The following is a 20,663-nucleotide window of genomic DNA, read 5'->3' as shown; positions in this document are numbered from 1 at the left end:
ACGCAGTCGGGTGAGGGCGGCCGAAACCGCAGCTGCGAATCAGGCCGCGACGAGCACTTCACCGGCAGCCCGCACGTCGGCGGCCGGATCGGCATCGCGGACTGGGCCGTCGACGTCGTCGGCGGCGGCGTCATCCGCCGCGTCGTCGGCCTGCTCGTCGATCTCCTCGTAGCAGTCGCGCACCTGCTCGGGGTCCAGCACGGCGTACGGGCGGAAGGCCGGTATCGCCGCAGCGGCGGCCTGCTGGGCCGTGTGCAGCGTGCCCATCCGCGTACACAGGTCGCGCAGGCTGGCACGCAGGCCCTTGGCGCCGGCCCGCGCGCGCTCGCCGAGCCGCTCCATCCGTTGCGCGTCGAAGAAGCCACGCACCACGTCCTGCAGCACGTCGACGCCGAACGCCGCACCGGTCCGGCCGATGGCGATCGCGTGGCCTTTCATCGCCACTGCCGCCGCGTCGTAGGCTTTCAGCGCCGCCTGTCCGGTGCTGTCGGTGTCGATCAGGACGCCGCCGATCGTCAGGCGACCATCCGGGCTCACCACGGCCCGGTCCGGCGTGCCGCCGGCTTCGATCACCACGGCATCGCCATCCATGCCGATGGCACCGTCGCCGTGCCCGAAATGCACGGTCGCCGCGCGCCGAGGGGCCGGCTCGGAGTCATCGTCATGGCGCGTGCAGGCCGTGAATATCAGCAAGACCGACAGCGCCAGCGCAGCGCGCGGAAAGGGGGTCATCCGGCGGTTCCTCGTGGGTGGGGCGCTGCCAGCCAGCCTGTGCAGTGCGCGGCCTTGAGATGCGCCACCGGCTGCGTCCGGATGCAGCGGCGGCTACGCTGTCGGCTCCCTATTCCGGCCCGGTCGCCATGATCCTCGTCCACCATCTGGAAAACTCCCGTTCCCAGCGCATTCTCTGGCTGCTCGAGGAACTGGCTGTTCCGTACCAGGTGCGCCGCTACACGCGCGACCCGAAAACCATGCTGGCGCCGCCGGAACTGAAGGTCGTGCACCCGCTGGGCAAGTCGCCGGTGATCAGCGACGACGGCGAAGTGATCGCCGAGACCGGCGCCATCATCGAACACCTGGTCGAACGGCACGGCAACGGCCGCCTGTTGCCACCGGCCGGCAGCCCGGCGCGCCGCCAGTACCGCTACTGGCTGCACTACGCCGAAGGCTCGCTGATGCCGCTGCTGGTGATGAAGCTGATCTTCGCCAGAACCACGGTGGCACCGACGCCGTGGCTGGTCCGGCCAGTGGCCCGGGCGATCGCCCGAGGCGTCGGCCAGTGGTATCTCGATCCCAACCTGAAGCTGCATCTGACGGTGATCGAGCAGGCGCTGGCGGGCACCGGCTGGTTCGCCGGCCCGGAGCTGACGGCAGCGGACGTGATCATGAGTTTTCCGCTCGAAGCGGCGGTGGCGCGCGGCGGCGCCGGCCAGGGCTACCCGAATATCCAGGCCTTCCTGGCGCGCATCCAGGCCCGCCCGGCCTGGCTCGCCGCGCTGGCCAAGGGCGGCCCGTACCAGTTGCTGCGCTGATCCGTTCCACCCGCCCCGGAAGCCTTCGCGATGACCGCTGCCCCGATTCCCGGTTTCGTTTCCGCGCCGCATGCCCTTCTCGGCGAGACCCGTGACGTCTTCCGGCGCGGGCGCGGTCCGGCCGTGATCGTGATGAGCGAGATCCCCGGCATCACGCCGCAGGTGGCGGCCTTCGCCACGCGGGTCGCCGACGCTGGCTTCAGCGTCTGGCTGCCGCAGCTGTTCGGCAGCCCGATGCGGCCGATTTCGGCGGGCTATCTCGCCGCTTCGCTGGCGCGCGTCTGCATCTCGCGGGAATTCAGCGTGCTGGCCGCCAACCAGTCGAGCCCGATCGTCGACTGGCTGCGGGCGCTGGCCCGCGAAGCCCACGCCGAATGCGGCGGGCCCGGCGTAGGCGCGATCGGCATGTGCCTGACCGGCAACTTCGGGCTGGCGATGATGCTCGACGCGCCGGTCATCGCGCCGGTGCTGTCACAGCCCTCGCTGCCGGGCGCACTGCCCGGCCGGCGCGACGCGCTGCATGTGTCGCCGGCCGAACTGGCAGCAGCCCACGAGAAGATCGACCAGCATGGCGCGCGAATTCTCGGCCTGCGCTTCAAGGGCGATTTCATGTGTCCGGGCAGCCGCTTCGAACGCCTGCGGCGCGAGTTCGGCGACGCCTTCGAGGGCATCGAGATCGCCGACCGCCACGCCAACCCGGATGGCTTCGGCAGCGCCCACAGCGTGCTGACGACGCATCTGATCGACACCGCCGGCGAGCCGACCCGCGCGGCCCTCGACCGGACACTGGCGTTCCTGCGCGAACAGCTGCTGCGATGAGCCGCGCCCATGTCCGCGAAAGCGACGGCGATGCGCCGGAAGACCTGCCCGAACTGCCGCTGAGTCGCCATCCGAACTACGTCACCCCGCGAGGGCTGGCCTTGCTGCAGGCCCGTCTCGGCGCGCTCGAGGCGGACATCGCCCGCCTGGCGCCGGAGGCGGTCGATCATCGCCAGCGCCGCGCCGCGCTGGATCGCGAACGGCGCTGGCTGGTGGCACGCATCGCCTCGGCGCAGCCGGTGGGCGGCCCGCGACCGGCGGATCGGGTGGCGTTCGGCGCCCGGGTCACGGTGATCGACGAACAGGGCGCGACAACCCGCTACCGGATCGTCGGCGAGGACGAGGCGGAACCGGAGGCGGGCCTGATCAGCTGGACGTCGCCGCTGGCCCGGGCGCTGATCGGCCTGGCCGTCGGGGATGTCGCCACCTGGCGGCGCCCGGCCGGCGATTGCGATATCGAAGTGCAGGCCATCGCGTTTCCGGACGACTGAGCACACGGGCCGCTCGCGGCGGCCGAAACGGAAAACGCCCGCGCAGGGCGGGCGTTTTCCGGTGCCGAGGCGTCGGCCTCAGGCGGTGACGGTCGCTTCCTTCAGCATCTTCTGCAATTCGCCGGACTGGAACAGGTCGAGCGTGATGTCGCAGCCACCGACCAGCTCGCCCTTCACGTACAGCTGCGGGAACGTCGGCCAGTTGGCGAACTTCGGCAGGGCGCGGTAGATCTCCTCGTCTTCGTAGATGTTCACATACGCGTACTCGGCATCGCAGGCGTTCAGCGCCTTGACCACACGCGACGAGAAGCCGCACTGCGGGAAATCGGGCGTCCCTTTCATGTAGACGATGATCGGGTTCTGGGTGACTTGCTGCTTGATTCTTTCGAGTGCGTCCATTGAGCGTTTCCCGTGATCGATACCGCGGAGGATGACGGATTTTACCATCCGGGCGGATCGGCTACATTCAAGCCGTCCGCCTGGTTACAGGGCGATGCTAAAATCGCGCCATCGGACGTGACGCCGCTTGCCGGTCGGGAGCCTGACGCACGCACCGAACCCGACTATTCGCCTATCGCTCAAGAGAGACACCATGACCTTTGCCCTGCCGGAACTGCCGTACGCCCGCGAAGCGCTCGAACCGCACATGTCGCGCGAGACCTTCGAGTATCACTACGGCAAGCATCACAAGGCCTATGTCGACATGGCCAACAAGCTGATCGTCGGTACCGAGTTCGAGAACGCCTCGATCGAGGACGTGATCAAGAAGTCGTCCGGCAAGCTGTTCAACAACGTCGCGCAGATCTGGAACCACACGTTCTTCTGGCACTGCCTGACGCCGAACCAGACCGCCCCCGGCAAGAAGCTGACCGATGCGCTGGTCAAGACCTTCGGCGGCGTCGAGGACTTCAAGAAGCAGTTCACCGAAGCGGCCATCGGCACCTTCGGTTCGGGCTGGGCCTGGCTGGTGAAGAAGGGTGACGGCACGCTGGCGATCGTGTCGACCACCGGCGCCGGCAACCCGATGACCAATGGCGACACCCCGCTGCTGACGGTCGACGTCTGGGAACACGCCTATTACATCGACTACCGCAACTCGCGTCCGAACTACCTCGAGCATTTCTGGGCGCTGGTGAACTGGGAATTCGTCGAGAAGAACCTGAACTGATCGCCGGCCGTCCCTGTTCCGGCCAGGCGCCGGGACATGGACGGCACACAGGCTGTTCATTTATGGTTCGAGGGGGTCGCGCTTGCGGCCCCTTTTGTTTTTGGCCCACCGAACGGCGGCGCGTCCGCCAGATGCCTGAACACCGCACGCCGTCCGCCGTGACCCGGCGCGTGCCTCCACCGGACCCCGAGAATGACCCGTCACCTGCTCAAGCTCAGCGATTTCACGCCTTCGGAGCTGCGCGGCATCGTGCTGCGCGCCATCGAACTGAAGAAGGCCGGCCCGAACCGCAGCGGGCCGATCGCAGGCAAGACGCTGGCGATGATCTTCACCAAGAACTCGACGCGTACGCGGGTCAGCTTCGAGGCCGGCATGGCCAAGTTCGGCGGCCACGCGCTGTTCCTGCATTCCAACGCCACCCAGTTGGGCCGCGACGAGCCGATCGAGGACACCGCCAAGGTGCTGTCGCGGATGTGCGACGCGATCATGATCCGCAACGATTCCCAGGCCGACCAGGAAGCGCTCGCCGCCGCCTCGCGGGTGCCGGTCGTCAACGGCCTGTCGGATCTCCACCACCCCTGCCAGCTGCTGGCCGACATGCAGACCTGGTTCGAGCACCGTGGCGACCCGGCCGGCAAGATCGCGGCCTGGGTCGGCGACGGCAACAACGTCTGCCACTCGTGGATCGAGGCGGCCCCGCTGTTCGGTTTCAAGCTGCGGATCGCCAGCCCCAAGGGTTTCGAACCGGTTGAGTCGATCATCAAGCAGGCCGGCGATTCGGTGGAGCAGATGCGTGGCGCCACCTTCGCCGCCAACGGCGCCGACCTGCTGGTCACCGATACCTGGACCAGCATGGGCCAGGAAGCCGAGTACAACCGCCGGGTCATCGCCTTCGCCGATTACCAGGTCGATGCGCCGCTGATGGCGCGCGCCAAGGCCGATGCCATCTTCATGCACTGCCTGCCGGCCCATCGGGGCCAGGAAGTGTCGGCCGAAGTCATCGACGGCCCGCAGTCGGTGGTCTGGGACGAGGCCGAGAACCGCATGTGGGCGCAGATGGCGCTGCTCGAATTCCTGCTGACCGCCTGATCGCGCCATGCCGTTGCCCGCTTACGTCACCGACCTCGATCAGGTCGTCGCCCAGGCGATCGCCGAGGATGTCGGCATCTGCGACTGGACCGCCCAGCTGGTGCCGGCCGGCCAGCGCGCCTCGGCACGGGTGATTTCGCGCGAAGCCGCCGTGATCTGTGGCGTGGCCTGGGTCAACGCGGTGTTCGCCCGCATCGATCCCTCGGTGATCGTCGAGTGGGACGTCGCCGACGGCGACCGCGTCGTGCCCGATCAGCAGCTGTACCGCCTGCACGGCGCGGCGCGCAGCCTGCTGACCGGTGAGCGCACGGCGCTGAACTTCCTGCAGTCGCTGTCCGGCACCGCCACCGCCGTGCGCCAGTATGTCGATGCCGTGGCCGGCACCGGCACCGCGATCGTCGACACCCGCAAGACCCTGCCCGGCCTGCGCAACGCCCAGAAGTACGCAGTGCTGTGCGGCGGCGGCCAGAACCACCGGGTCGGCCTCTACGACGGCATCCTGATCAAGGAAAACCACATCGCTGCCGCTGGCGGCATCGGCCAGGCGATCGCCGCCGCCCGGGCGCTCGACGCCGGCGTACCGCTGATGACCGAGGCCGAGACGCTTGATGAGGCGCGCGCCGCGCTGGCCGCTGACGTCGACCTGCTGCTGGTCGACGAATTCAGCGATGCCGACATCCGCGAAGCGGTGCGCCTGACCCGTGCCCATCGTGCCGGCGGCGGCCGGACCCTGATCGAGTACTCCGGCGGCGCCACGCTGGCGACCATCCGCCAACTGGCCGAAACCGGGGTCGACCGCATTTCCATCGGCGCGATCACCAAGCACGTGCGCGCGGTCGACCTGTCGATGCGCGTCAGCGCCGGCTGAACCGAACGCAGGCGTCGCCGCCTGCTAGCCTCGTCGCCGAGCCTGATCCGATCCGAGACGGAGCACTGCCTTGAGCCACGACCTGCACCTGCTGCGCCGCGTGCCGCTGTTCGCCGAACTGCCGGAGCAGGACCTGCTCGGCATCGCCGAGCGGATGACGCCGCGCCGGCTGGCCGCCGGTGAAACGCTGTTCGTCCGCGGCGAACCGGGTGCGGCTCTGTACGTGGTGGTGCGCGGCTCGGTGCGGGTGCTGCTGCCGGCTGCGCGGCCGGGGCTCAAGCCGGTGGTGCTGGAACAGCTGGGCGCTGGCGAATTCGTCGGCGAGATGGCCCTGATCGACAGCGCGCCGCGCATGGCCAGCGTCGATTCGCCCGGCGGTGCCGACCTGCTGGAACTGACCCGCGACAATCTGATGCGCCAGCTCGACGGCTCGCCGCGCGTCGGCGTGGCGATGCTGGCGATCATGTCGAAACGCCTGCGGGTGGCGGCCGATCTGCTGGGCTCCACCGCCTCGCGCGACATCAACAAGGAAGCCGATGCCCAGCTGACCTGGGCGCAGCGGCTGGCCGACCGGGTGGCGGAATGGAACGGCAGCTGGTCGTTCCTGATCGTGCTGTCGGTCGGCACCGGCATCTGGGCCGCGATCAACGCGATCCCCGCGCTGCAGTTCGACCCCTATCCGTACCAGTTCTTCAACTTCTTCCTGGCCTTCCTGGTCGCCGTCCAGGGACCGCTGCTGATGATGAGCCAGAACCGACAGACCAAGAAGGAACGCCTGCATGCCGACGCCGACTTCGCGGTGAATCTCAAGAACGAGACCGGCATCAACCGCATCCTGTTCGAGATCGCCGAACTGCGCGATGAACTGGCGCGGCTGCGCCACGACCGTGCGCGCACCGCCGACAGCGCCGCCGCGCCCCCAGCCGAGGGCGACGACGGCCGCTGATCGCCCCCGTCGCCTCGGGCGGGCGCACCAGGGGCTTTAGCGGCCGCCGAGCTGCGGCGTGCAGAAGCAGTAGGCGTAGACCCGCTGCGGATCGTCGAGACGCAGAAGCGCGCTGCCGAGCGCCTTCGCCGAGCCGCCGAGGCCGGTCGCCGGCAGCTGTTCGACCAGCGTCGCGAAGCGGCCCTGACGGGCGCCGAACAGATCGCCGAACAGCTGCTTGAACAGGTCGCGGTCGGGCTGCAGCTCGTTCAGGCGATAGCTGCCCGGCGCCAGGCCGGCCAGCGTCGCCAAGGCCGCCTCGGCTTCCGGGAAGCCGCCCAGCGAGTCGACCAGCCCCAGCTCCTTGGCCGCCTTGCCGCTCCAGACGCGCCCGCGGGCGATGGTGTCGACCTGCGCCACCGGCAGCTTGCGGCCTTCGGCAACGCCTTCGATGAAGTTGCGATAACCCTTCTCGATCTGCAGCTGGATCAGTGTCTTCACCTCGCTGCCCAGCGGCCGGTCGATGCGGAACGCCCCGGCCAGCGGCGTGGTGCCGACGCCATCGGTATGCACGCCGAGCTTCTGCAGCGGCTGGGCGATGGTCGGGATCAGGCCGAAGATGCCGATCGAGCCGGTGATGGTGGTCGGCTCGGCCCAGATCTGGTCGGCGTTCATCGACACCCAGTAACCGCCGCTGGCCGCCAGGGTCGACATCGACGCCACCACCGGCTTGCCGGCCGCCTTCAGCGCCAGCACGCCGCGGCGGATCTTTTCCGAGGCGAAGACGCTGCCGCCCGGCGAGTTGACGCGCAGCAGCACCGCCTTGACGTGGTCGTCGCGGCGCGCGCGATCGAGCAGTTCGGCGATGGTGTCGCCACCGGCGCGCATCTCGTCGCCCTCGCCGTCGACGATCTCGCCCTGCACCACCACCACGGCCACCTGGTCGCGGCCGCCGGCCGCCTTCTCGGCCTGCACGGCGGCGTAGTAGCTGCCGACGTCGATCTGCCGGAACGAGCCGTGCTGGCGGTCCTCGCCGACCCGCTCGATCATCCGCTTGCGGAACTCGGCCTGGGTCTCGACCTTGTTGACCAGGCCGGCCTCCAGCGCGTACGCGGCCAGGTCGCCCTTGTGCTTGGCGAGGCCGGCCGACATGCCGGCGATGTAGCGATCGGCGGCATCCGGCGTCAGCTTGCGGGCACTGCCGACCGACGCGCCGTACAGCGACCACAGATCACCGAGCCAGGCCTGATTGGCGGTGCGCGCCTCCGGCGACATGTCGTTGCGCTCGTACGGCTCGACCGCCGATTTGAACTCGCCGACCCGGAACACGTTGATTTCGACGCCGAGCTTGTCGAGCGCGTCCTTGAAGTAGTTGGTGTAGACCGAGAAGCCTTCGAGCAGCACGGCGCCGAACGGGTCGACCGAGATCTCGTCGGCCTGCGCGGCCAGGAAGTACTGCTTCTGGTCGAAGTTGTCGCCGAACGCGTAGACCGGCTTGCCGCTGGCGCGGAAATGCTGGATGGCGACGGCGATCTCCTCGAGCTGCGGCAGGCCGGCGTCGGCCATCTCGTCGAGCTTGATCACCAGCGAGGGAATGCGGCTGTCGACAGCGGCCGCCTCGATGGCGTCGACGATCATCCGCAGCGGCGTCTGCGCCGGCTTGGCATCGCTGAACTGGCGCACGAAGGCGCGGCCCTGATCGTCGATCACCTGGTCGCTGATCTCGCCGGTGGGAATCACCGCCAGCGCGATGTTGTTCTCGACCGTCGGCACCTGGTTGCGCGAGCCGGCCCACAGACCGACGACGATCACCAGCACCGACACCACGACGATGGCGCGGAAGCAGAACACGATCAGCGTCCAGATCCAGTTGAACAGGCGGACGATCAGGGGGCGCGGCTCATTCATCGGCGGGGCAATCCGTGGCGAAGGCAAGGAGGTCGTGAAAAGTATGGCACGGGCGCAGCGGCCCACAGCGGCGCTGCGGCAGGACTGGAAAACGGCGGCGCCGGCCCCAGCTTTCCGGCCGTCGGCGCCGCACGACGGCGGCCGACCGCCACCGGCCGGCGCGGCTGGTTATGCTTCGCGCCTCGTCATCCGCCCCTTTCCGGCCTCGGCGCCGGACTGCAAGAAGAACCCATGAGCAACCATCACCCGCTGATCATCCTCGGCTCCGGTCCCGCCGGTTACACGGCCGCCGTCTATGCCGCCCGCGCCAACCTGAAGCCGGTGCTGATCACCGGCATCGAGCAGGGCGGCCAGCTGATGACCACCACCGAAGTCGACAACTGGCCCGGCGATGTCGAGCACCTGCAGGGCCCGGAGCTGATGGACCGCATGCGCCGCCATGCCGAACGCTTCGACACCCAGTTCATCTACGACCACATCGAATCGGTGGACCTGAAGCAGCGCCCGTTCACGCTGAACGGCGGCTCGGGCAGCTACACCTGCGATGCGCTGATCATCGCCACCGGCGCCAGCGCCAAGTACCTCGGCATCCCGTCAGAGGACGCGTTCAAGGGCAAGGGCGTGTCGGCCTGCGCGACCTGCGACGGCTTCTTCTACAAAGGCCAGGAAGTCGCGGTGATCGGCGGCGGCAACACCGCCGTCGAGGAAGCGCTGTACCTGTCGAACATCGCCGCCAAGGTCACCGTCGTGCACCGCCGCGACAAGTTCAAGGGCGAGAAGATCCTGCACGACAAGCTGTTCAAGCGGCAGGCCGAGGGCAAGGTCGAGATCATCTGGAACGCCACGCTGGACGAGGTGCTCGGCAACGAGACCGGCGTCACCGGCATGCGGGTCAAGAACCTGGTCGACGGCTCGACCCGCGAGATTCCGCTGGCCGGCGTGTTCGTCGCCATCGGCCACAGCCCGAACACCGGCATCTTCGACGGCCAGCTGGACATGGCCGGCGGCTACCTGAAGGTCAAGAGCGGCAGCGAAGGCAATGCCACCGCGACCAGCATCGACGGCGTGTTCGCAGCCGGGGACGTCATGGACCACGTCTACCGCCAGGCGATCACCTCGGCCGGCACCGGCTGCCAGGCCGCGCTCGACGCCGAGCGTTATCTGGACAAGCTGCACGGCGGCTGAGGCGGCGCGGCGCGATCAGCCCGATGCGCGTTCGGCGGCTCCGGATCGCGCTGCTGGCGGGCCTGGCGTTGCTGCTGGCCGCCTGTGGCAGCGCGCCGGTGGTCGACAACCCCGGCATCCGCCAGCAGATCATCCAGACCGCACTCGGCCAGCTCGGCCGACCCTATGTCTACGGCGGCCGCGATCCCTCGGGCTTCGACTGCAGCGGGCTGGTGCAGTACGCCTACGGCGAGGCCGGCGTGCTGGCGCCGCGCGATACCGCGTCGCAGCGCGATGCCGGCCGCCGCATCGCCTTCGACGACGCCCAGCCGGGCGATCTGCTGTTCTACCGTTTCGAGAATTCCGGCGGACTGCACGTCGGCCTGTACCTCGGCGACGGGCGGATGATCCACGCCCCGGCCAGCGGCCGGCAGGTCAGCCTGGTGGCGGTGGAAACGCCGGTCTGGAAGCGGCGCTACCTGGAAACGATCCGCCTGCTGCGCTGACGCGCGCCTGTCTCATTGGCAGGACTCCGCCGCCAGCAGCGCCGTGTGGCTGACCCGGTCGCCGCCGTGCATGCCGTCACGCAGCACGATGTGGCGACAGTTGCCGTCCGATGAGCAGACATCGCCGCAGGCCCCGAAGGCATGCGGCGGCGGCGCGTGGACGACCGCAGCTGCAGCGACTGCAGCGTCTCGGCGATGCGGACATGCGGCGCCATCAGCGCGAACGGAAACATCAGGGCCAGCAGCGCCAGCGTCATCACCACCACCAGCGGCGCGATCACCGAGCCGCCGCCCGCGCCGCGACGGCCACGCCACGGCCGCAGGCGGGCGCGCGCCTGCACCGCTCGTGGCGACGGCTGTCGCGCCTCCCGCTGGTTCACCCGGTTCTCCGATCGCAGCCCGGCGGGGTTGATTCAACTTCCGTTCCCGTCCGGGAGGCGCTGCCCGGCAACCTGCACGGCGTGCCGACATCACTGATTCCAGACGCAAAAAGGCCGCTGTTCCGACACCGGCGGCAGCGGCCCTGGGTGGCACTGGACCCGCAGACGACAGCAGCGCGGCTCGTTGGCGACGGCTGTCTGACGCCGCCGCCAACCGCCCGCGCGACTCAGTCGACGATGATCCGGCTTGCGGCGTCGGCCGGCGCGGCCGATGACAGGATCAGCGCATTGAGACGGCGCACGAAGGCGGCCGGGTCTTCGAGCTGGCCGCCTTCGGCCAGCACGCTCTGGTCGTAGAGATGCGCGGCCAGGTCGTCGAACTCGGCATCGGCGGCGGTCTTGAGCCGTGCCACCAGCGGATGTTCCGCGTTGATTTCCAGCACCGGCGGCAGCGCCGGTGCCGCCTGTCCGGCCTGCTTGAGGATCTTTTCCAGCCGGCGACTGAAGCCGAAGTCGCTCACCACCAGGCAGGCCGGCGACTCGACCAGGCGCGACGACAGCCGGGCGCTTTCGATCTTGCCGGCCAGCGACTTGCCGATCCGCTCCAGCAGCGGCGCGAACTCGGTCTCGGCCTTTTCCTTGTCCGGCGTGGCGACCGCCGATTCCAGATCGGCACCGCCGGCAGCACAGGATTCCAGCTTCTTGCCGTCGAACTCGTGCAGGTGCATGACCACCCATTCGTCGATGCGGTCGGACAGCAGCAGCACTTCCCAGCCTTTCTTTCGGAAGCCTTCGACGTGCGGCACGGCACGCGCGGCGGCAGGCGTGTCGGCGGTGACGTAGTAGATCTTCGACTGGCCTTCCGGCATCCGGGCGACGTAGTCGGCCAGCGCCACCTTGGCGCCGTCGACCGACGCCGTGGAATCGAAGCGGCACAGCTTGGCGATCCGCTCGCGGTTGGCCTGGTCCTCGATCAGGCCTTCCTTCAGCACGGCGCCGAAGATGCCGTAGAACTTCACGTAGTCGTCCGGCTTGTTGCGCGCCATGTCGTCGAGCAGATCCAGCACCCGCTTGGTCAGCGCCGCCTTGAGCTTCTCGACGTTGCGGTTGCCCTGCAGCAGTTCGCGCGAGACGTTCAGCGGCAGGTCATCGGAATCGACCAGGCCACGGACGAAGCGCAGGTAGGCCGGCAGCAGCTCGGCGCCGTGATCCATGATGAACACGCGCTTGACGTACAGCTGCAGGCCCCGCGCCTTGTCGCGATCCCAGAGATCGAACGGCGCGGCGCTCGGGATGTACAGCAGCGAGATGTAGCTGAGGTTGCCTTCGACCCGCTGGTGCGCCCAGGTCAGCGGCGTTTCTGGATCGTGCGACAGATGGGTGTAGAAGCCGGTGTAGTCGCCATCGGTCAGCTCCGATTTCGGCCGCGTCCACAGTGCAGCGGCCTTGTTCAGCGTTTCGGTTTCGCCGTCGTCCACCTTCAGGCGCACCGGCAGGCCGATGTGATCGGAGTACTTGCGCACCAGGTGCCCCAGGCGGCCGGCTTCGAGAAATTCCTTCTCGTCGTCCCGGAGATGCAGGGTGATGTCGGTGCCGCGCCCGGCCTTCTCGGCCGGCTCCAGCGAATAGCTGCCCTCGCCGGTCGATTCCCAGACATGGGCCTGCGTTTCGCCGGCCTTGCGGGAGGTGACGGTGACGCGATCGGCGACGATGAACGCCGAATAGAAGCCGACACCGAACTGGCCGATCAGCTGGGCGTCCTTCTTGGCGTCGGCCGACAGCTGTTCCATGAACGCCTTGGTGCCGGAGCGGGCGATGGTGCCGAGGTTGTCGACCAGATCCTGGCGGCTCATGCCGACGCCGTTGTCGCGGACGGTCAAGGTGCCGGCCTTGCTGTCGACGACCAGATCGACCGCCAGTTCGGCATCGCCATCGAGCAGCGAGGGATTCTGGATCGCGAGGAAGCGCAGCTTGTCGGCGGCGTCCGAGGCATTCGAGACCAGCTCGCGCAGGAAGATCTCCTTGTTCGAGTACAGCGAGTGGATCATCAGCTTCAGCAGCTGGCGGGTCTCGGTCTGGAACTCGTGCTGCTGCGGCGGATTGGTGGTTTCGGTGGTCATCGGCAAGTCTCGGTGAAAGGGGCCAGCTCCGGCTTGTTGGGTTCAGCTGCCGGCGCTTTCAAGAGCCCGCCGGCACCGTCGCCGGCAGGAACGTCGGGCACAAAAAAGCCGGCATCGTTTCCGATGCCGGCTTTCGGGAAAAGCCGAGTGCCGCGTCGGCTCAGCTGAGCTTTTCCTTGATGCGCGCTGCCTTGCCCTGGCGGCCACGCAGGTAGTACAGCTTGGCGCGGGCAACGCTGCCGCGGCGCTTGACGAGAATCTCGGCGACCTGCGGGCTGTAGGTTTGGAACACGCGCTCCACGCCTTCGCCGTGGCTCAGCTTGCGCACGGTGAACGCGGAGTTCACGCCCCGCGAACGCTTGGCGATGACCACGCCTTCATAGGCCTGGAGACGCTCGCGGTCGCCTTCCTTGACCTTCACCTTCACTTCGACGGTATCGCCCGGACGGAAATCCGGAACGACCTTGCCGGCCATCGTTTCCGCATCCAGCTGCTGGATGATCTTGCTCATGTCACAACACCTCGTTCATGGATGACGTCATTTCGACGTCTGGTTTTTCTCGCCGGAGCGCTCGGACAAAAACTCCCGAAGCAGCTCGGCATGGGGACCGCTCAACGACAACTTTTCAATCAGGTCAGGCCGTTTCAGGAAGGTGGCCCCGAGCGCCTGCTTCAAACGCCAGCGCGCGATTTTCGCATGGTCGCCGGACAACAGCACCTCCGGCACCGCGGCGTCGCGCCACACCGGCGGGCGGGTGTAGTGCGGATGGTCGAGCAGGCCGACGCTGAAACTGTCGGCTTCCGCCGACCCTTCATGCCCCAGCACGCCCGGCAGCAGCCGCGCCACCGCGTCCACCAGCACCATCGCGGCGAGTTCCCCGCCCGACAGCACGAAATCGCCTAGCGACACTTCGAGGTCGATCTGCGGCGTGACCCGCTCGTCCAGCCCCTCGTACCGCCCGCAGATCAGGATCAGTCCCGGCTCCGCGCTCAACTGCTTCATCAGTGCCTGGCTCATCGCGACGCCCTGCGGGCTCATCGCGATGACTTTGGCGCTGCTGCCGATCGCCGCTTTCGCAGCGGTGATCGCATCGCTCAGCGGCCCCGGCTCCATCACCATCCCCGGGCCACCGCCGTAAGGACGATCATCGACCCGGCGATCGGCCCCCTCGCTGTAGTCGCGCAGGTCGCGGGCGTGGAACTGCAAGGCACCCGTGTCGACCGCCTTGCGCGGGATACCGGCCGTGATCACCTGCTCCACGAACGCCGGGAACAGGGTGATGACCTCGACCTTCATCTTCAGTAGTCCGGCGACCAGTCGGCGACGATGCGCCGCGTATCCAGATCCACCTTCAGGATGATCGGCCCCTGGACGAACGGAATCAGTCGCTCGACGATCCCGTCGTTCAGCACCAGCACGTCCTGCACGCCGTTTTCCATCATCGCGGTGACCGTGCCGAGCGGCTCGTCCTGGCCGGACACGACCGTCATGCCGATCAGGTCCGCCCAGTAATAGCTGCCGGGCGGCGCCGGCGGCAGTTCCGCGCGATCGATCGAGATGTCCTTGCCGACCAGCCGCGCCGCGATGTCGCGATCGGTGATCGGCTGGCCATCGCGGCCGCTGAGCTGGGCGATGATGCCGTTGACCTGCGCTTTCGCGTCGACGAGCGTCGCGAGGTAACCCTCGTCAGCGCCCAGCCACCACTGCGGATACTTCAGGAGGTTGTCCGCCGGGCGGGTGTTCGACACCACCTTGACCCAGCCCTTGACACCAAACACGCCGGCGACGCGACCGAGCGTCACCCGGCGGGACAATTCCGGCATCAGGCTGCGGCGACGGCCGGCACGCCCTTGACGAGGAAGGCCACGCGCTCGGACACCTGCGCGCCGTTCTGCTGCCAGTAGGCCACGCGAGCGGCATCGATCACCAGCTTCTGCTCGCCGCCGCGGGCGTTCGGGTTGTAGTAGCCCAGGCGCTCGACGAACTTGCCGTCGCGCGACGAACGGCTGTCGGTGGCCACGACGTGGTAGAACGGACGCTTCTTGGCACCAGCGCGGGCCAGACGAATCTTCATCATGATCTTTTGAACTCTCGGGGAAATGCTGCCGCAGGGTACGCGAAAGCGCGGGATTGTAATGGCAGCCCCCCCGAATTGAAAGACAGGGCGGCAACCGGACTGGCGGATCGAGCGACCGGCACCGATCATGCATCGTGTTACCGATCGTTCACACCAGCCATCCCCGATTCCTTATGATGGCGGCCATCACCTGCCCCCTGGAGCCCTCTCATGACCGAGCTGTCGATCAATGGCGTCAAGAAGACGCATGACGGCGATCCCGCGATGCCGTTGCTGTGGTTCATCCGCGACGAGGTCGGCCTGACCGGCACCAAGTTCGGTTGCGGCATCGCCCAGTGCGGGGCCTGCACCGTGCATCTCGATGGCAACCCGATCCGCGCCTGCGTCACGCCGGTGGCGGCCGCCGCCGGCAAGAACGTGGTGACGATCGAGAGCGCGGTCACCGACAACGTCGGCGCCGCCGTCCAGGCCTCGTGGCGCAAGCTCGATGTGGTCCAGTGCGGCTACTGCCAGTCGGGTCAGATGATGTCGGCGGTGGCGTTGCTGGCCAGGAACAAGACGCCGAACGACGAGGACATCGATGCCGCGATGAGCGGCAACGTCTGCCGCTGCGCCACCTACGTGCGCATCCGCGCCGCGATCCACGACGCCGCCAAGGCGCTGGCCTGAACCTGACCGGAGCAAGACCCATGGGCATCATGAAGCGCTTCGCCGGCCAGACGACGAAGCAAGACGACGACAGCACCCGCGCACCGCTGATCAACGTCAGCCGGCGCGGCTTCCTGCAGACCAGCGGCGGGCTGGCGCTGGGCATCTGCTTCGGGCCGGTGGCCTGCACTAGCGAGAAGGCAGCGGTGAGCGCCGCCGACATCGCGCCGTTCGTGCCGAACGCCTTCCTGCGCATCGGCGCAGACAACTCGGTGACGGTGATCGCCAAGTTCCTCGAGATGGGCCAGGGCACGTTCACCGGCCTGGCCACCCTGGCCGCCGAAGAACTCGACGCCGACTGGGCGCAGGTCTCGGTCGAGGCCGCGCCGGCCGACGCCAAGAAGTATGCGAACGCGCTGCTCGGCGCCCAGGGCACCGGCGGCTCGACGGCGATGGCCGATGCTCACCTGCAGATGCGCAATGCCGGTGCGTCGGCACGGGCCATGCTGGTCGCCGCCGCCGCCGAGCAGTGGAAGGTGCCGGCCGGCGAGATCACCGTATCCAAGGGCGTGATCCGTCACGCGGCCAGCCGCAAGGAAGCCAGCTTCGGCCAGTTCGCTGAAAGTGCGGCCAAGCAGCCGGTGCCGGCGGCAGAAGCGATCAAGCTGAAGGAGCCCAAGGACTTCACGCTGATCGGCACCACGGCCACGCCGCGCAAGGATTCCAAGGCCAAGACCGATGGCACGGCGATCTTCACGCAGGACGTGCAGCTGCCCGGCATGCTGGTCGCTGTGCTGGCGCACGCGCCGAAGTGGGGCGCCACGATCAAATCGGTTGACGAGTCAGCGGCCCGCGCGGTGGCCGGCGTGGTCGATGTGATTCGCGTCGACGCCGTGCCGGGCACCACCCGGGCGGCGGTCGCCGTGCTGGCGAAGAACACCTGGGTCGCCAAGCAAGGGCGCGACGCACTGGTGATCGAATGGGACGAAGCAGCCGCGTTCACCAAGGGCAGCGCCGAGATCTTCCGCGAGTTCAAGGCGCTTGCCGGCAAGCCCGGCACCGTCGCGGCGACGCGCGGCGATGCGGCCGCCGCACTGAAGAAGCCGGCCAAGGCGATCGAGGCGGTCTACGAGTTCCCGTACCTGTCGCATGCGCCGATGGAGCCGCTGAACTGCGTCGTCGACCTGAAGGCCGACAGCTGCACGATCTGGAACGGCGAGCAGTTCCACACCATCGACCAGCAGGTGTCGGCCGGCATTCTCGGCCTCAAGCCCGAGCAGGTGACGATCAAGCAGGTCTACGCCGGCGGCAGCTTCGGCCGCCGCGCGTCGTCGAAGTCCGACTTCATCGTCGAAGCGACCTCGCTGGCCAAGGCGGCTCGCGCCAAGGGCGTCGAGGCGCCGATCAAGATGGTCTGGATGCGCGAGGACGACCTGCGCGGCGGCTATTACCGCCCGGCCTTCGTGCACGCCATCAAGGCCGGCCTCGACCGCGACGGCAAGGTCACCGGCTGGCAGAGCCGCCTGGTCGGCCAGTCGATCGCCAAGGGCACGCCGCTGGAACAGTACATGGTCCACAACGGCGTCGACCACACCTCGGTCGAAGGCGTGTCCGACACCCGCTATGCGATCGACAACCTGCAGGTCGAGCTGCACAGCGTCGACTACCCGCTGCCGGTGCTCTGGTGGCGCTCGGTGGGCCACACGCATTCGGCCTACGCGATGGAAACCATGATCGACGAACTGGCCCATGCCGCCGGTCAGGACCCGGTCGCCTTCCGCCGCACGCTGCTCGAAAAGCAGCCGCGCCACCTGAAGGTGCTGGAACTGGCCGCCGAGAAATCCGGCTGGGGCACGCCGCTGCCGGAAGTCGCCGGCAAGAAGCGCGGCCGCGGCATCGCCGTGCACGAATCGTTCAACACCTTCGTGGCCGAAGTCGCCGAGGTGTCGATCGATGCCGACGGCCAGCTCAAGGTCGATCGCGTGGTCTGCGCGGTCGACTGCGGCCTGGCGATCAATCCGGACGTGGTCCGCGCGCAGATGGAAGGCGGCATCGGCTACGGCCTGGCGGCGATCCTGAAATCCGAGATCACCTTCGACAAGGGCGCGGTCGTGCAAAGCAACTTCGCCGACTACCAGCCGCTGCGCCTCAACGAGATGCCGGTGATCGAGGTGCACATCGTGCCGTCGGCGGAAAAGCCGACCGGCGTCGGCGAACCGGGCACGCCGGTGGTCGGCCCGGCGGTTGCCAACGCGGTGTTCGCGGCGGTCGGCAAGCGCATCCGCAAGCTGCCGTTCGGCAACCAGCTGAGCGCCTGATCCGCGCCCGCACAGCGACGCCCGGGACGAGCACGCGGGCACGACGCAGGCAACGGCGCGCCGATCGGCGCGTGCCGTCCCGCGTCGTCCGGCGCTCGCCGCGCGGGATCGCCGCTGATCGCGCACGCACCCCTGCCCCGACACGATGAACACCCCTCAGGAATTCGGCAGCCTGCTGGCCGGCGTGCGCCGGCTGGCCGACAGCGGCTTCGCCAGCGGCGGCGGCGCGCTGGCGACGCTGACCCGCACCAGCGGCTCGACCTTCCGCCGCGCCGGCGCGCGGATGCTGGTCTGCGGCGACGGCACCGTGGTGCGTGGCCTGTCCGGCGGCTGCCCGGAAGCCGACATCATCGGCCGGGCGCGCGAGGTGATCGCCGACGGCGCTGCCCGCATCGTCCGCTACGACCGCGAATCCGGCCTCGACGTGCTGCTTGAACTGGGCTGCGGCGGCACGCTCGAAGTGCTGATCGAGCCGCTGACCCGGACCGCCGACCTCGCCTTTCTCGACGCCGCCGCCCGCTGCCTCGACGCCCGCCGCAGCGGCGTGCTGGCCACCGTGTTCAGCCGCGATCAAGGGGTGCTGGCACCGAAGCCGCGCCGGATGGTGATCGACGAAGGTCGGATCATGGTCAACGAATTCGGCGCCGGGCTGATCAGCGGCGTGCTCGCCGACCAGATGCTCGAACACCCGCCCGGCCCGCCGGCCGTCGTCGCGTTCAGCCACGGCGGCAATCACTACGAGGCGCTGCTCGAAGCGCTGATCCCGCCGTATGCGCTGTTCATCGTCGGCATCAACGCTGCGGCCGTGGCGCTGGCGCGGATCGCTGCCGTGCTGGGCTGGCAGGTGACGCTGATCGACGATCGCGATGACCGCGTGCCGCCCGGCGTGCTGCCGGACGGCGTGCGCCGGGTGACGGCCAGCGCCGCGACCATCCGCGATGCGATCGACGCCGATGCCCGCACGTTCGCGGTGGTGATGACCCACAACCTGAGCCGCGACATCGACTACCTGCGCGCGCTTGCCGAAACGCCGCTGGCCTATCTCGGCTCGCTCGGCTCCCGCAGCCGCGTGCAGCGGTTGCGCGACGGGTCGGGCCTGCCGGCCGAACGGCTGCGGGCACCTGCCGGGCTCGATCTGGGTGCCGAGACGCCAGAGGAGATCGCGCTGGCGATCAGCGCCGAAATCCTCGCACTCACCAGCGGTCGGCGGGCAGAATCGCTCAGCCAGACCACCGGACCGATCCACGCATGAACCCGCCGAATGCCGCCCCCGTGATCATGGTCATGGCTGCAGGGGCTGCGACCCGCTTCGGCAGCGCCAAGCAGCTGGCGCGGCTGCCGAACGGCTGCACCCTGGTGCGCCACGCGGCGCTGACCGCGCTGGAAACCGGCCTGCCGGTGCAGATGGTGATCGGCGCCCATGGCGAACTGGTGCGCGCCGAGCTGGTTGGCCTCGATCTCGCCATCGTCGAGGCCAGCGAATGGTGGCGCGGCATCGGCCGCTCGATCGCCCAGGGCGTCGAGGCGTTGCTCGCGAAGCGCGCCGCACCGTCCGGGCTGCTGCTGACGCTGGCCGATCTGCCGCAGGTCACCAGCTTCGACCTCAGACGCCTGGCCGACCTGCATCGCCAGTCGCCGGACCGATTGCTGGTGTCCGGTTTCGGCGACAACCGCGGCCCGCCATGCCTGTTTCCGGCCGACTGTCTGCCGGCGCTGGCCGCACTCGATGGTGACGACGGCGCCCGCGCCGTCGTGAAGGCGCAGGCAGCGCGCGTCACCGCCGTGCCGCTGGCGGCGGCCGGGCTCGACATCGACCGCCCGGACGACCTGCTGAGAATGCCGCCGACCTGAGTGCACGGTTCGGCCGGCTCAGCCGAGCCGCTTCTCCATGAACAGGCTCAGCGGATCGGGCTGGTAGGCGCCGAACGGCGCGCGTTCGTGGTAACCGAGCGCGCGGTACAGACCAATTGCTTCCGGCTGGTGGATGCCGGTTTCCAGCCGGGCCAGGCCGATGCCGGCGTCGCTCAACGTCTGCTCCAGCACCGCCATGATCCGCCGGGAAATGCCCTGGCCTCGGCAGTCCTCGGCGACGAACACCCGCTTGATCTCGCCGTAGGCCGGCGGCCCGGGCAGGCGCTTGACCGCGCCACAGCCGACCATCCGCCCGGCCTGCCACGCGGCGACGAAGCGCACGTTGGGCTGGCGCAAGGTGTCGATGCCATCGAAGTGATTGCTTTCGGCCGGATACAGCGCGCCCATGTAGGCGTCGCTGCGGGCGATCAGCGCTGCGGCCTGGGGATCACCGGGATCGCAGTCGGCGATCCGCAGCGCGACTGCCGCCATCAACGGCCCGGAGGCCCGAAGCCCGGCGGCAGGCGGCCGGCCAGCGCCCGCATCATCTTGGCCATGCCGCCACCCTGGAGCTTCTTCATCATCTCCTTGGTCTGGTCGAACTGGCGCATCAGCTTGTTGACTTCCTGCACCTCGACGCCGGCGCCGGTGGCGATGCGCTTCTTGCGCGAGGCCTTGATCAGGTCTGGATAGCGGCGCTCCTGCTTGGTCATCGAATTGATGATCGCCACCGCCCGCTTGATCTCCTTCTCCGGCTTCACGTTCTTCATCTGCGCCTGCAGCTTGGCGCCGCCGGGC

The 20,663-nt window shown here is 68.6% G+C and carries 23 protein-coding genes and 1 pseudogene; 13 read left to right on the top strand and 11 right to left on the bottom strand.

The window, feature by feature from the left end:
- Nucleotides 1–39: 39 nt before the first annotated feature.
- A complete protein-coding gene (locus ACTIGJ_RS02380) occupies nt 40–732 on the bottom strand; it encodes a hypothetical protein (protein WP_439638676.1) in 693 nt (230 codons plus the stop codon).
- Nucleotides 733–860: 128 nt separating this feature from the next.
- Between ACTIGJ_RS02380 and ACTIGJ_RS02375 the strand changes: the two genes are divergently transcribed.
- From ACTIGJ_RS02375 to ACTIGJ_RS02365, 3 genes are read left to right on the top strand one after another with little or no spacing between them, the layout of a single operon-like run.
- Entirely contained in the window at nt 861–1,532 is a 672-nt protein-coding gene (locus tag ACTIGJ_RS02375) for a glutathione S-transferase (protein WP_439638675.1), read from the top strand.
- 30 nt (nt 1,533–1,562) lie between these two features.
- The gene (locus tag ACTIGJ_RS02370; RefSeq protein WP_439638674.1) at nt 1,563–2,351 is read left to right on the top strand and encodes a dienelactone hydrolase family protein; all 789 of its coding nucleotides are present in this window, start codon (nt 1,563–1,565) and stop codon (nt 2,349–2,351) included.
- Nucleotides 2,348–2,842: a GreA/GreB family elongation factor gene (locus ACTIGJ_RS02365; RefSeq protein WP_439638673.1), complete on the top strand. Its 495-nt coding sequence runs from the start codon at nt 2,348–2,350 to the stop codon at nt 2,840–2,842. The genes ACTIGJ_RS02370 and ACTIGJ_RS02365 overlap by 4 nt, the downstream gene beginning before the upstream one ends.
- Before the next feature lie 78 nt (nt 2,843–2,920).
- On the opposite strand, the gene grxD is transcribed toward ACTIGJ_RS02365, so the two are convergent.
- On the bottom strand, nt 2,921–3,241 hold the full coding sequence (gene grxD / locus ACTIGJ_RS02360) for a Grx4 family monothiol glutaredoxin (protein ID WP_439638672.1): 321 nt from the start codon (nt 3,239–3,241) through the stop codon (nt 2,921–2,923).
- Nucleotides 3,242–3,434: 193 nt separating this feature from the next.
- On the opposite strand from grxD, the gene ACTIGJ_RS02355 reads away from it, so the two are divergent.
- The 4 genes from ACTIGJ_RS02355 to ACTIGJ_RS02340 all read left to right on the top strand — a co-directional run bounded on the left by ACTIGJ_RS02355 (nt 3,435) and on the right by ACTIGJ_RS02340 (nt 6,913).
- Entirely contained in the window at nt 3,435–4,010 is a 576-nt protein-coding gene (locus ACTIGJ_RS02355) for a superoxide dismutase (RefSeq protein ID WP_439638671.1), read from the top strand.
- Nucleotides 4,011–4,202: 192 nt separating this feature from the next.
- Complete coding sequence (argF, locus tag ACTIGJ_RS02350) at nt 4,203–5,099, top strand: ornithine carbamoyltransferase (RefSeq protein WP_439638670.1); 897 nt, start codon at nt 4,203–4,205, stop codon at nt 5,097–5,099.
- Nucleotides 5,100–5,106: 7 nt separating this feature from the next.
- Nucleotides 5,107–5,967 carry a carboxylating nicotinate-nucleotide diphosphorylase gene (gene nadC, locus ACTIGJ_RS02345; protein ID WP_439638669.1) on the top strand — a complete coding sequence of 287 codons (861 nt, stop codon included), beginning with the start codon at nt 5,107–5,109 and terminating at the stop codon, nt 5,965–5,967.
- Nucleotides 5,968–6,037: 70 nt separating this feature from the next.
- Nucleotides 6,038–6,913, top strand: coding sequence for a DUF1003 domain-containing protein (locus ACTIGJ_RS02340; protein WP_439638668.1), 876 nt, complete (start codon nt 6,038–6,040; stop codon nt 6,911–6,913).
- 36 nt (nt 6,914–6,949) lie between these two features.
- On the opposite strand, the gene sppA is transcribed toward ACTIGJ_RS02340, so the two are convergent.
- Nucleotides 6,950–8,800, bottom strand: a complete 1,851-nt coding sequence (sppA, locus tag ACTIGJ_RS02335; RefSeq protein ID WP_439638667.1) for a signal peptide peptidase SppA — start codon at nt 8,798–8,800, stop codon at nt 6,950–6,952.
- A gap of 231 nt (nt 8,801–9,031) precedes the next feature.
- Here sppA and trxB point away from each other — a divergent pair, with 231 nt between their 5' ends.
- On the top strand, nt 9,032–9,985 hold the full coding sequence (trxB, locus tag ACTIGJ_RS02330; RefSeq protein ID WP_439638666.1) for a thioredoxin-disulfide reductase: 954 nt from the start codon (nt 9,032–9,034) through the stop codon (nt 9,983–9,985).
- A gap of 23 nt (nt 9,986–10,008) precedes the next feature.
- Nucleotides 10,009–10,470 (top strand): C40 family peptidase, encoded by a 462-nt coding sequence (locus tag ACTIGJ_RS02325; protein WP_439638665.1) that lies wholly within the window; start codon nt 10,009–10,011, stop codon nt 10,468–10,470.
- Here the strand turns inward: ACTIGJ_RS02325 and ACTIGJ_RS02320 are convergent.
- The 6 genes from ACTIGJ_RS02320 to rpsP form a co-directional block, all read right to left on the bottom strand.
- On the bottom strand, nt 10,440–10,850 hold the full coding sequence (locus tag ACTIGJ_RS02320) for a hypothetical protein (protein ID WP_439638664.1): 411 nt from the start codon (nt 10,848–10,850) through the stop codon (nt 10,440–10,442). The two genes, ACTIGJ_RS02325 and ACTIGJ_RS02320, sit on opposite strands and share 31 nt — an antisense overlap.
- Nucleotides 10,851–11,077: 227 nt before the next feature.
- Nucleotides 11,078–12,970, bottom strand: a complete 1,893-nt coding sequence (gene htpG / locus ACTIGJ_RS02315; protein WP_439638663.1) for a molecular chaperone HtpG — start codon at nt 12,968–12,970, stop codon at nt 11,078–11,080.
- 160 nt (nt 12,971–13,130) lie between these two features.
- Nucleotides 13,131–13,481, bottom strand: a complete 351-nt coding sequence (gene rplS, locus ACTIGJ_RS02310; RefSeq protein ID WP_439638662.1) for a 50S ribosomal protein L19 — start codon at nt 13,479–13,481, stop codon at nt 13,131–13,133.
- Nucleotides 13,482–13,508: 27 nt separating this feature from the next.
- Entirely contained in the window at nt 13,509–14,267 is a 759-nt protein-coding gene (gene trmD, locus ACTIGJ_RS02305; RefSeq protein WP_439638661.1) for a tRNA (guanosine(37)-N1)-methyltransferase TrmD, read from the bottom strand.
- A gap of 2 nt (nt 14,268–14,269) precedes the next feature.
- Nucleotides 14,270–14,794, bottom strand: a complete 525-nt coding sequence (gene rimM, locus ACTIGJ_RS02300; protein WP_439638660.1) for a ribosome maturation factor RimM — start codon at nt 14,792–14,794, stop codon at nt 14,270–14,272.
- The gene (gene rpsP / locus ACTIGJ_RS02295) at nt 14,794–15,048 is read right to left on the bottom strand and encodes a 30S ribosomal protein S16 (protein WP_439638659.1); all 255 of its coding nucleotides are present in this window, start codon (nt 15,046–15,048) and stop codon (nt 14,794–14,796) included. Before rpsP ends, rimM begins: the two co-directional genes overlap by 1 nt.
- A 210-nt stretch (nt 15,049–15,258) precedes the next feature.
- On the opposite strand from rpsP, the gene ACTIGJ_RS02290 reads away from it, so the two are divergent.
- From ACTIGJ_RS02290 to ACTIGJ_RS02275, 4 genes are all read left to right on the top strand, one after another.
- Nucleotides 15,259–15,717 carry a (2Fe-2S)-binding protein gene (locus ACTIGJ_RS02290; protein ID WP_439638658.1) on the top strand — a complete coding sequence of 153 codons (459 nt, stop codon included), beginning with the start codon at nt 15,259–15,261 and terminating at the stop codon, nt 15,715–15,717.
- Between the two features lie 29 nt (nt 15,718–15,746).
- Nucleotides 15,747–18,014, top strand: a complete 2,268-nt coding sequence (locus ACTIGJ_RS02285; RefSeq protein ID WP_439638922.1) for a molybdopterin cofactor-binding domain-containing protein — start codon at nt 15,747–15,749, stop codon at nt 18,012–18,014.
- 145 nt (nt 18,015–18,159) lie between these two features.
- The gene (locus ACTIGJ_RS02280) at nt 18,160–19,266 is read left to right on the top strand and encodes an XdhC family protein (protein WP_439638657.1); all 1,107 of its coding nucleotides are present in this window, start codon (nt 18,160–18,162) and stop codon (nt 19,264–19,266) included.
- Complete coding sequence (locus tag ACTIGJ_RS02275; protein ID WP_439638656.1) at nt 19,263–19,865, top strand: nucleotidyltransferase family protein; 603 nt, start codon at nt 19,263–19,265, stop codon at nt 19,863–19,865. Before ACTIGJ_RS02280 ends, ACTIGJ_RS02275 begins: the two co-directional genes overlap by 4 nt.
- Nucleotides 19,866–19,883: 18 nt before the next feature.
- Here ACTIGJ_RS02275 and ACTIGJ_RS02270 read toward each other — a convergent pair whose 3' ends face one another.
- On the bottom strand, nt 19,884–20,357 hold the full coding sequence (locus tag ACTIGJ_RS02270; protein ID WP_439638655.1) for a GNAT family N-acetyltransferase: 474 nt from the start codon (nt 20,355–20,357) through the stop codon (nt 19,884–19,886).
- Nucleotides 20,357–20,663, bottom strand: a pseudogene (locus ACTIGJ_RS02265) (signal recognition particle protein); the annotation flags it as partial. The gene ACTIGJ_RS02270 and the pseudogene ACTIGJ_RS02265, both read right to left, overlap by 1 nt.

This window comes from Nevskia sp. (assembly GCF_051860985.1).
Classification (GTDB): domain Bacteria; phylum Pseudomonadota; class Gammaproteobacteria; order Nevskiales; family Nevskiaceae; genus Nevskia.
Note: the sequence above shows the minus strand (reverse complement) of the source record. Positions and strands in the feature narration are given on the sequence as shown.

Excerpts from the sequence above, each read along its gene's own strand:
- ACTIGJ_RS02380 (WP_439638676.1), bottom strand. The coding sequence starts at position 732 with ATGACCCCCTTTCCGCGCGCTGCGCTGGCGCTGTCGGTCTTGCTGATA.
- ACTIGJ_RS02375 (WP_439638675.1), top strand. The coding sequence starts at position 861 with ATGATCCTCGTCCACCATCTGGAAAACTCCCGTTCCCAGCGCATTCTC.
- ACTIGJ_RS02370 (WP_439638674.1), top strand. The coding sequence starts at position 1,563 with ATGACCGCTGCCCCGATTCCCGGTTTCGTTTCCGCGCCGCATGCCCTT.
- ACTIGJ_RS02365 (WP_439638673.1), top strand. The coding sequence starts at position 2,348 with ATGAGCCGCGCCCATGTCCGCGAAAGCGACGGCGATGCGCCGGAAGAC.
- grxD (WP_439638672.1), bottom strand. The coding sequence starts at position 3,241 with ATGGACGCACTCGAAAGAATCAAGCAGCAAGTCACCCAGAACCCGATC.
- ACTIGJ_RS02355 (WP_439638671.1), top strand. The coding sequence starts at position 3,435 with ATGACCTTTGCCCTGCCGGAACTGCCGTACGCCCGCGAAGCGCTCGAA.
- argF (WP_439638670.1), top strand. The coding sequence starts at position 4,203 with ATGACCCGTCACCTGCTCAAGCTCAGCGATTTCACGCCTTCGGAGCTG.
- nadC (WP_439638669.1), top strand. The coding sequence starts at position 5,107 with ATGCCGTTGCCCGCTTACGTCACCGACCTCGATCAGGTCGTCGCCCAG.
- sppA (WP_439638667.1), bottom strand. The coding sequence starts at position 8,800 with ATGAATGAGCCGCGCCCCCTGATCGTCCGCCTGTTCAACTGGATCTGG.
- trxB (WP_439638666.1), top strand. The coding sequence starts at position 9,032 with ATGAGCAACCATCACCCGCTGATCATCCTCGGCTCCGGTCCCGCCGGT.
- ACTIGJ_RS02325 (WP_439638665.1), top strand. The coding sequence starts at position 10,009 with ATGCGCGTTCGGCGGCTCCGGATCGCGCTGCTGGCGGGCCTGGCGTTG.
- htpG (WP_439638663.1), bottom strand. The coding sequence starts at position 12,970 with ATGACCACCGAAACCACCAATCCGCCGCAGCAGCACGAGTTCCAGACC.
- rplS (WP_439638662.1), bottom strand. The coding sequence starts at position 13,481 with ATGAGCAAGATCATCCAGCAGCTGGATGCGGAAACGATGGCCGGCAAG.
- trmD (WP_439638661.1), bottom strand. The coding sequence starts at position 14,267 with ATGAAGGTCGAGGTCATCACCCTGTTCCCGGCGTTCGTGGAGCAGGTG.
- rimM (WP_439638660.1), bottom strand. The coding sequence starts at position 14,794 with ATGCCGGAATTGTCCCGCCGGGTGACGCTCGGTCGCGTCGCCGGCGTG.
- rpsP (WP_439638659.1), bottom strand. The coding sequence starts at position 15,048 with ATGATGAAGATTCGTCTGGCCCGCGCTGGTGCCAAGAAGCGTCCGTTC.
- ACTIGJ_RS02290 (WP_439638658.1), top strand. The coding sequence starts at position 15,259 with ATGACCGAGCTGTCGATCAATGGCGTCAAGAAGACGCATGACGGCGAT.
- ACTIGJ_RS02285 (WP_439638922.1), top strand. The coding sequence starts at position 15,747 with ATGAAGCGCTTCGCCGGCCAGACGACGAAGCAAGACGACGACAGCACC.
- ACTIGJ_RS02280 (WP_439638657.1), top strand. The coding sequence starts at position 18,160 with ATGAACACCCCTCAGGAATTCGGCAGCCTGCTGGCCGGCGTGCGCCGG.
- ACTIGJ_RS02275 (WP_439638656.1), top strand. The coding sequence starts at position 19,263 with ATGAACCCGCCGAATGCCGCCCCCGTGATCATGGTCATGGCTGCAGGG.
- ACTIGJ_RS02270 (WP_439638655.1), bottom strand. The coding sequence starts at position 20,357 with ATGGCGGCAGTCGCGCTGCGGATCGCCGACTGCGATCCCGGTGATCCC.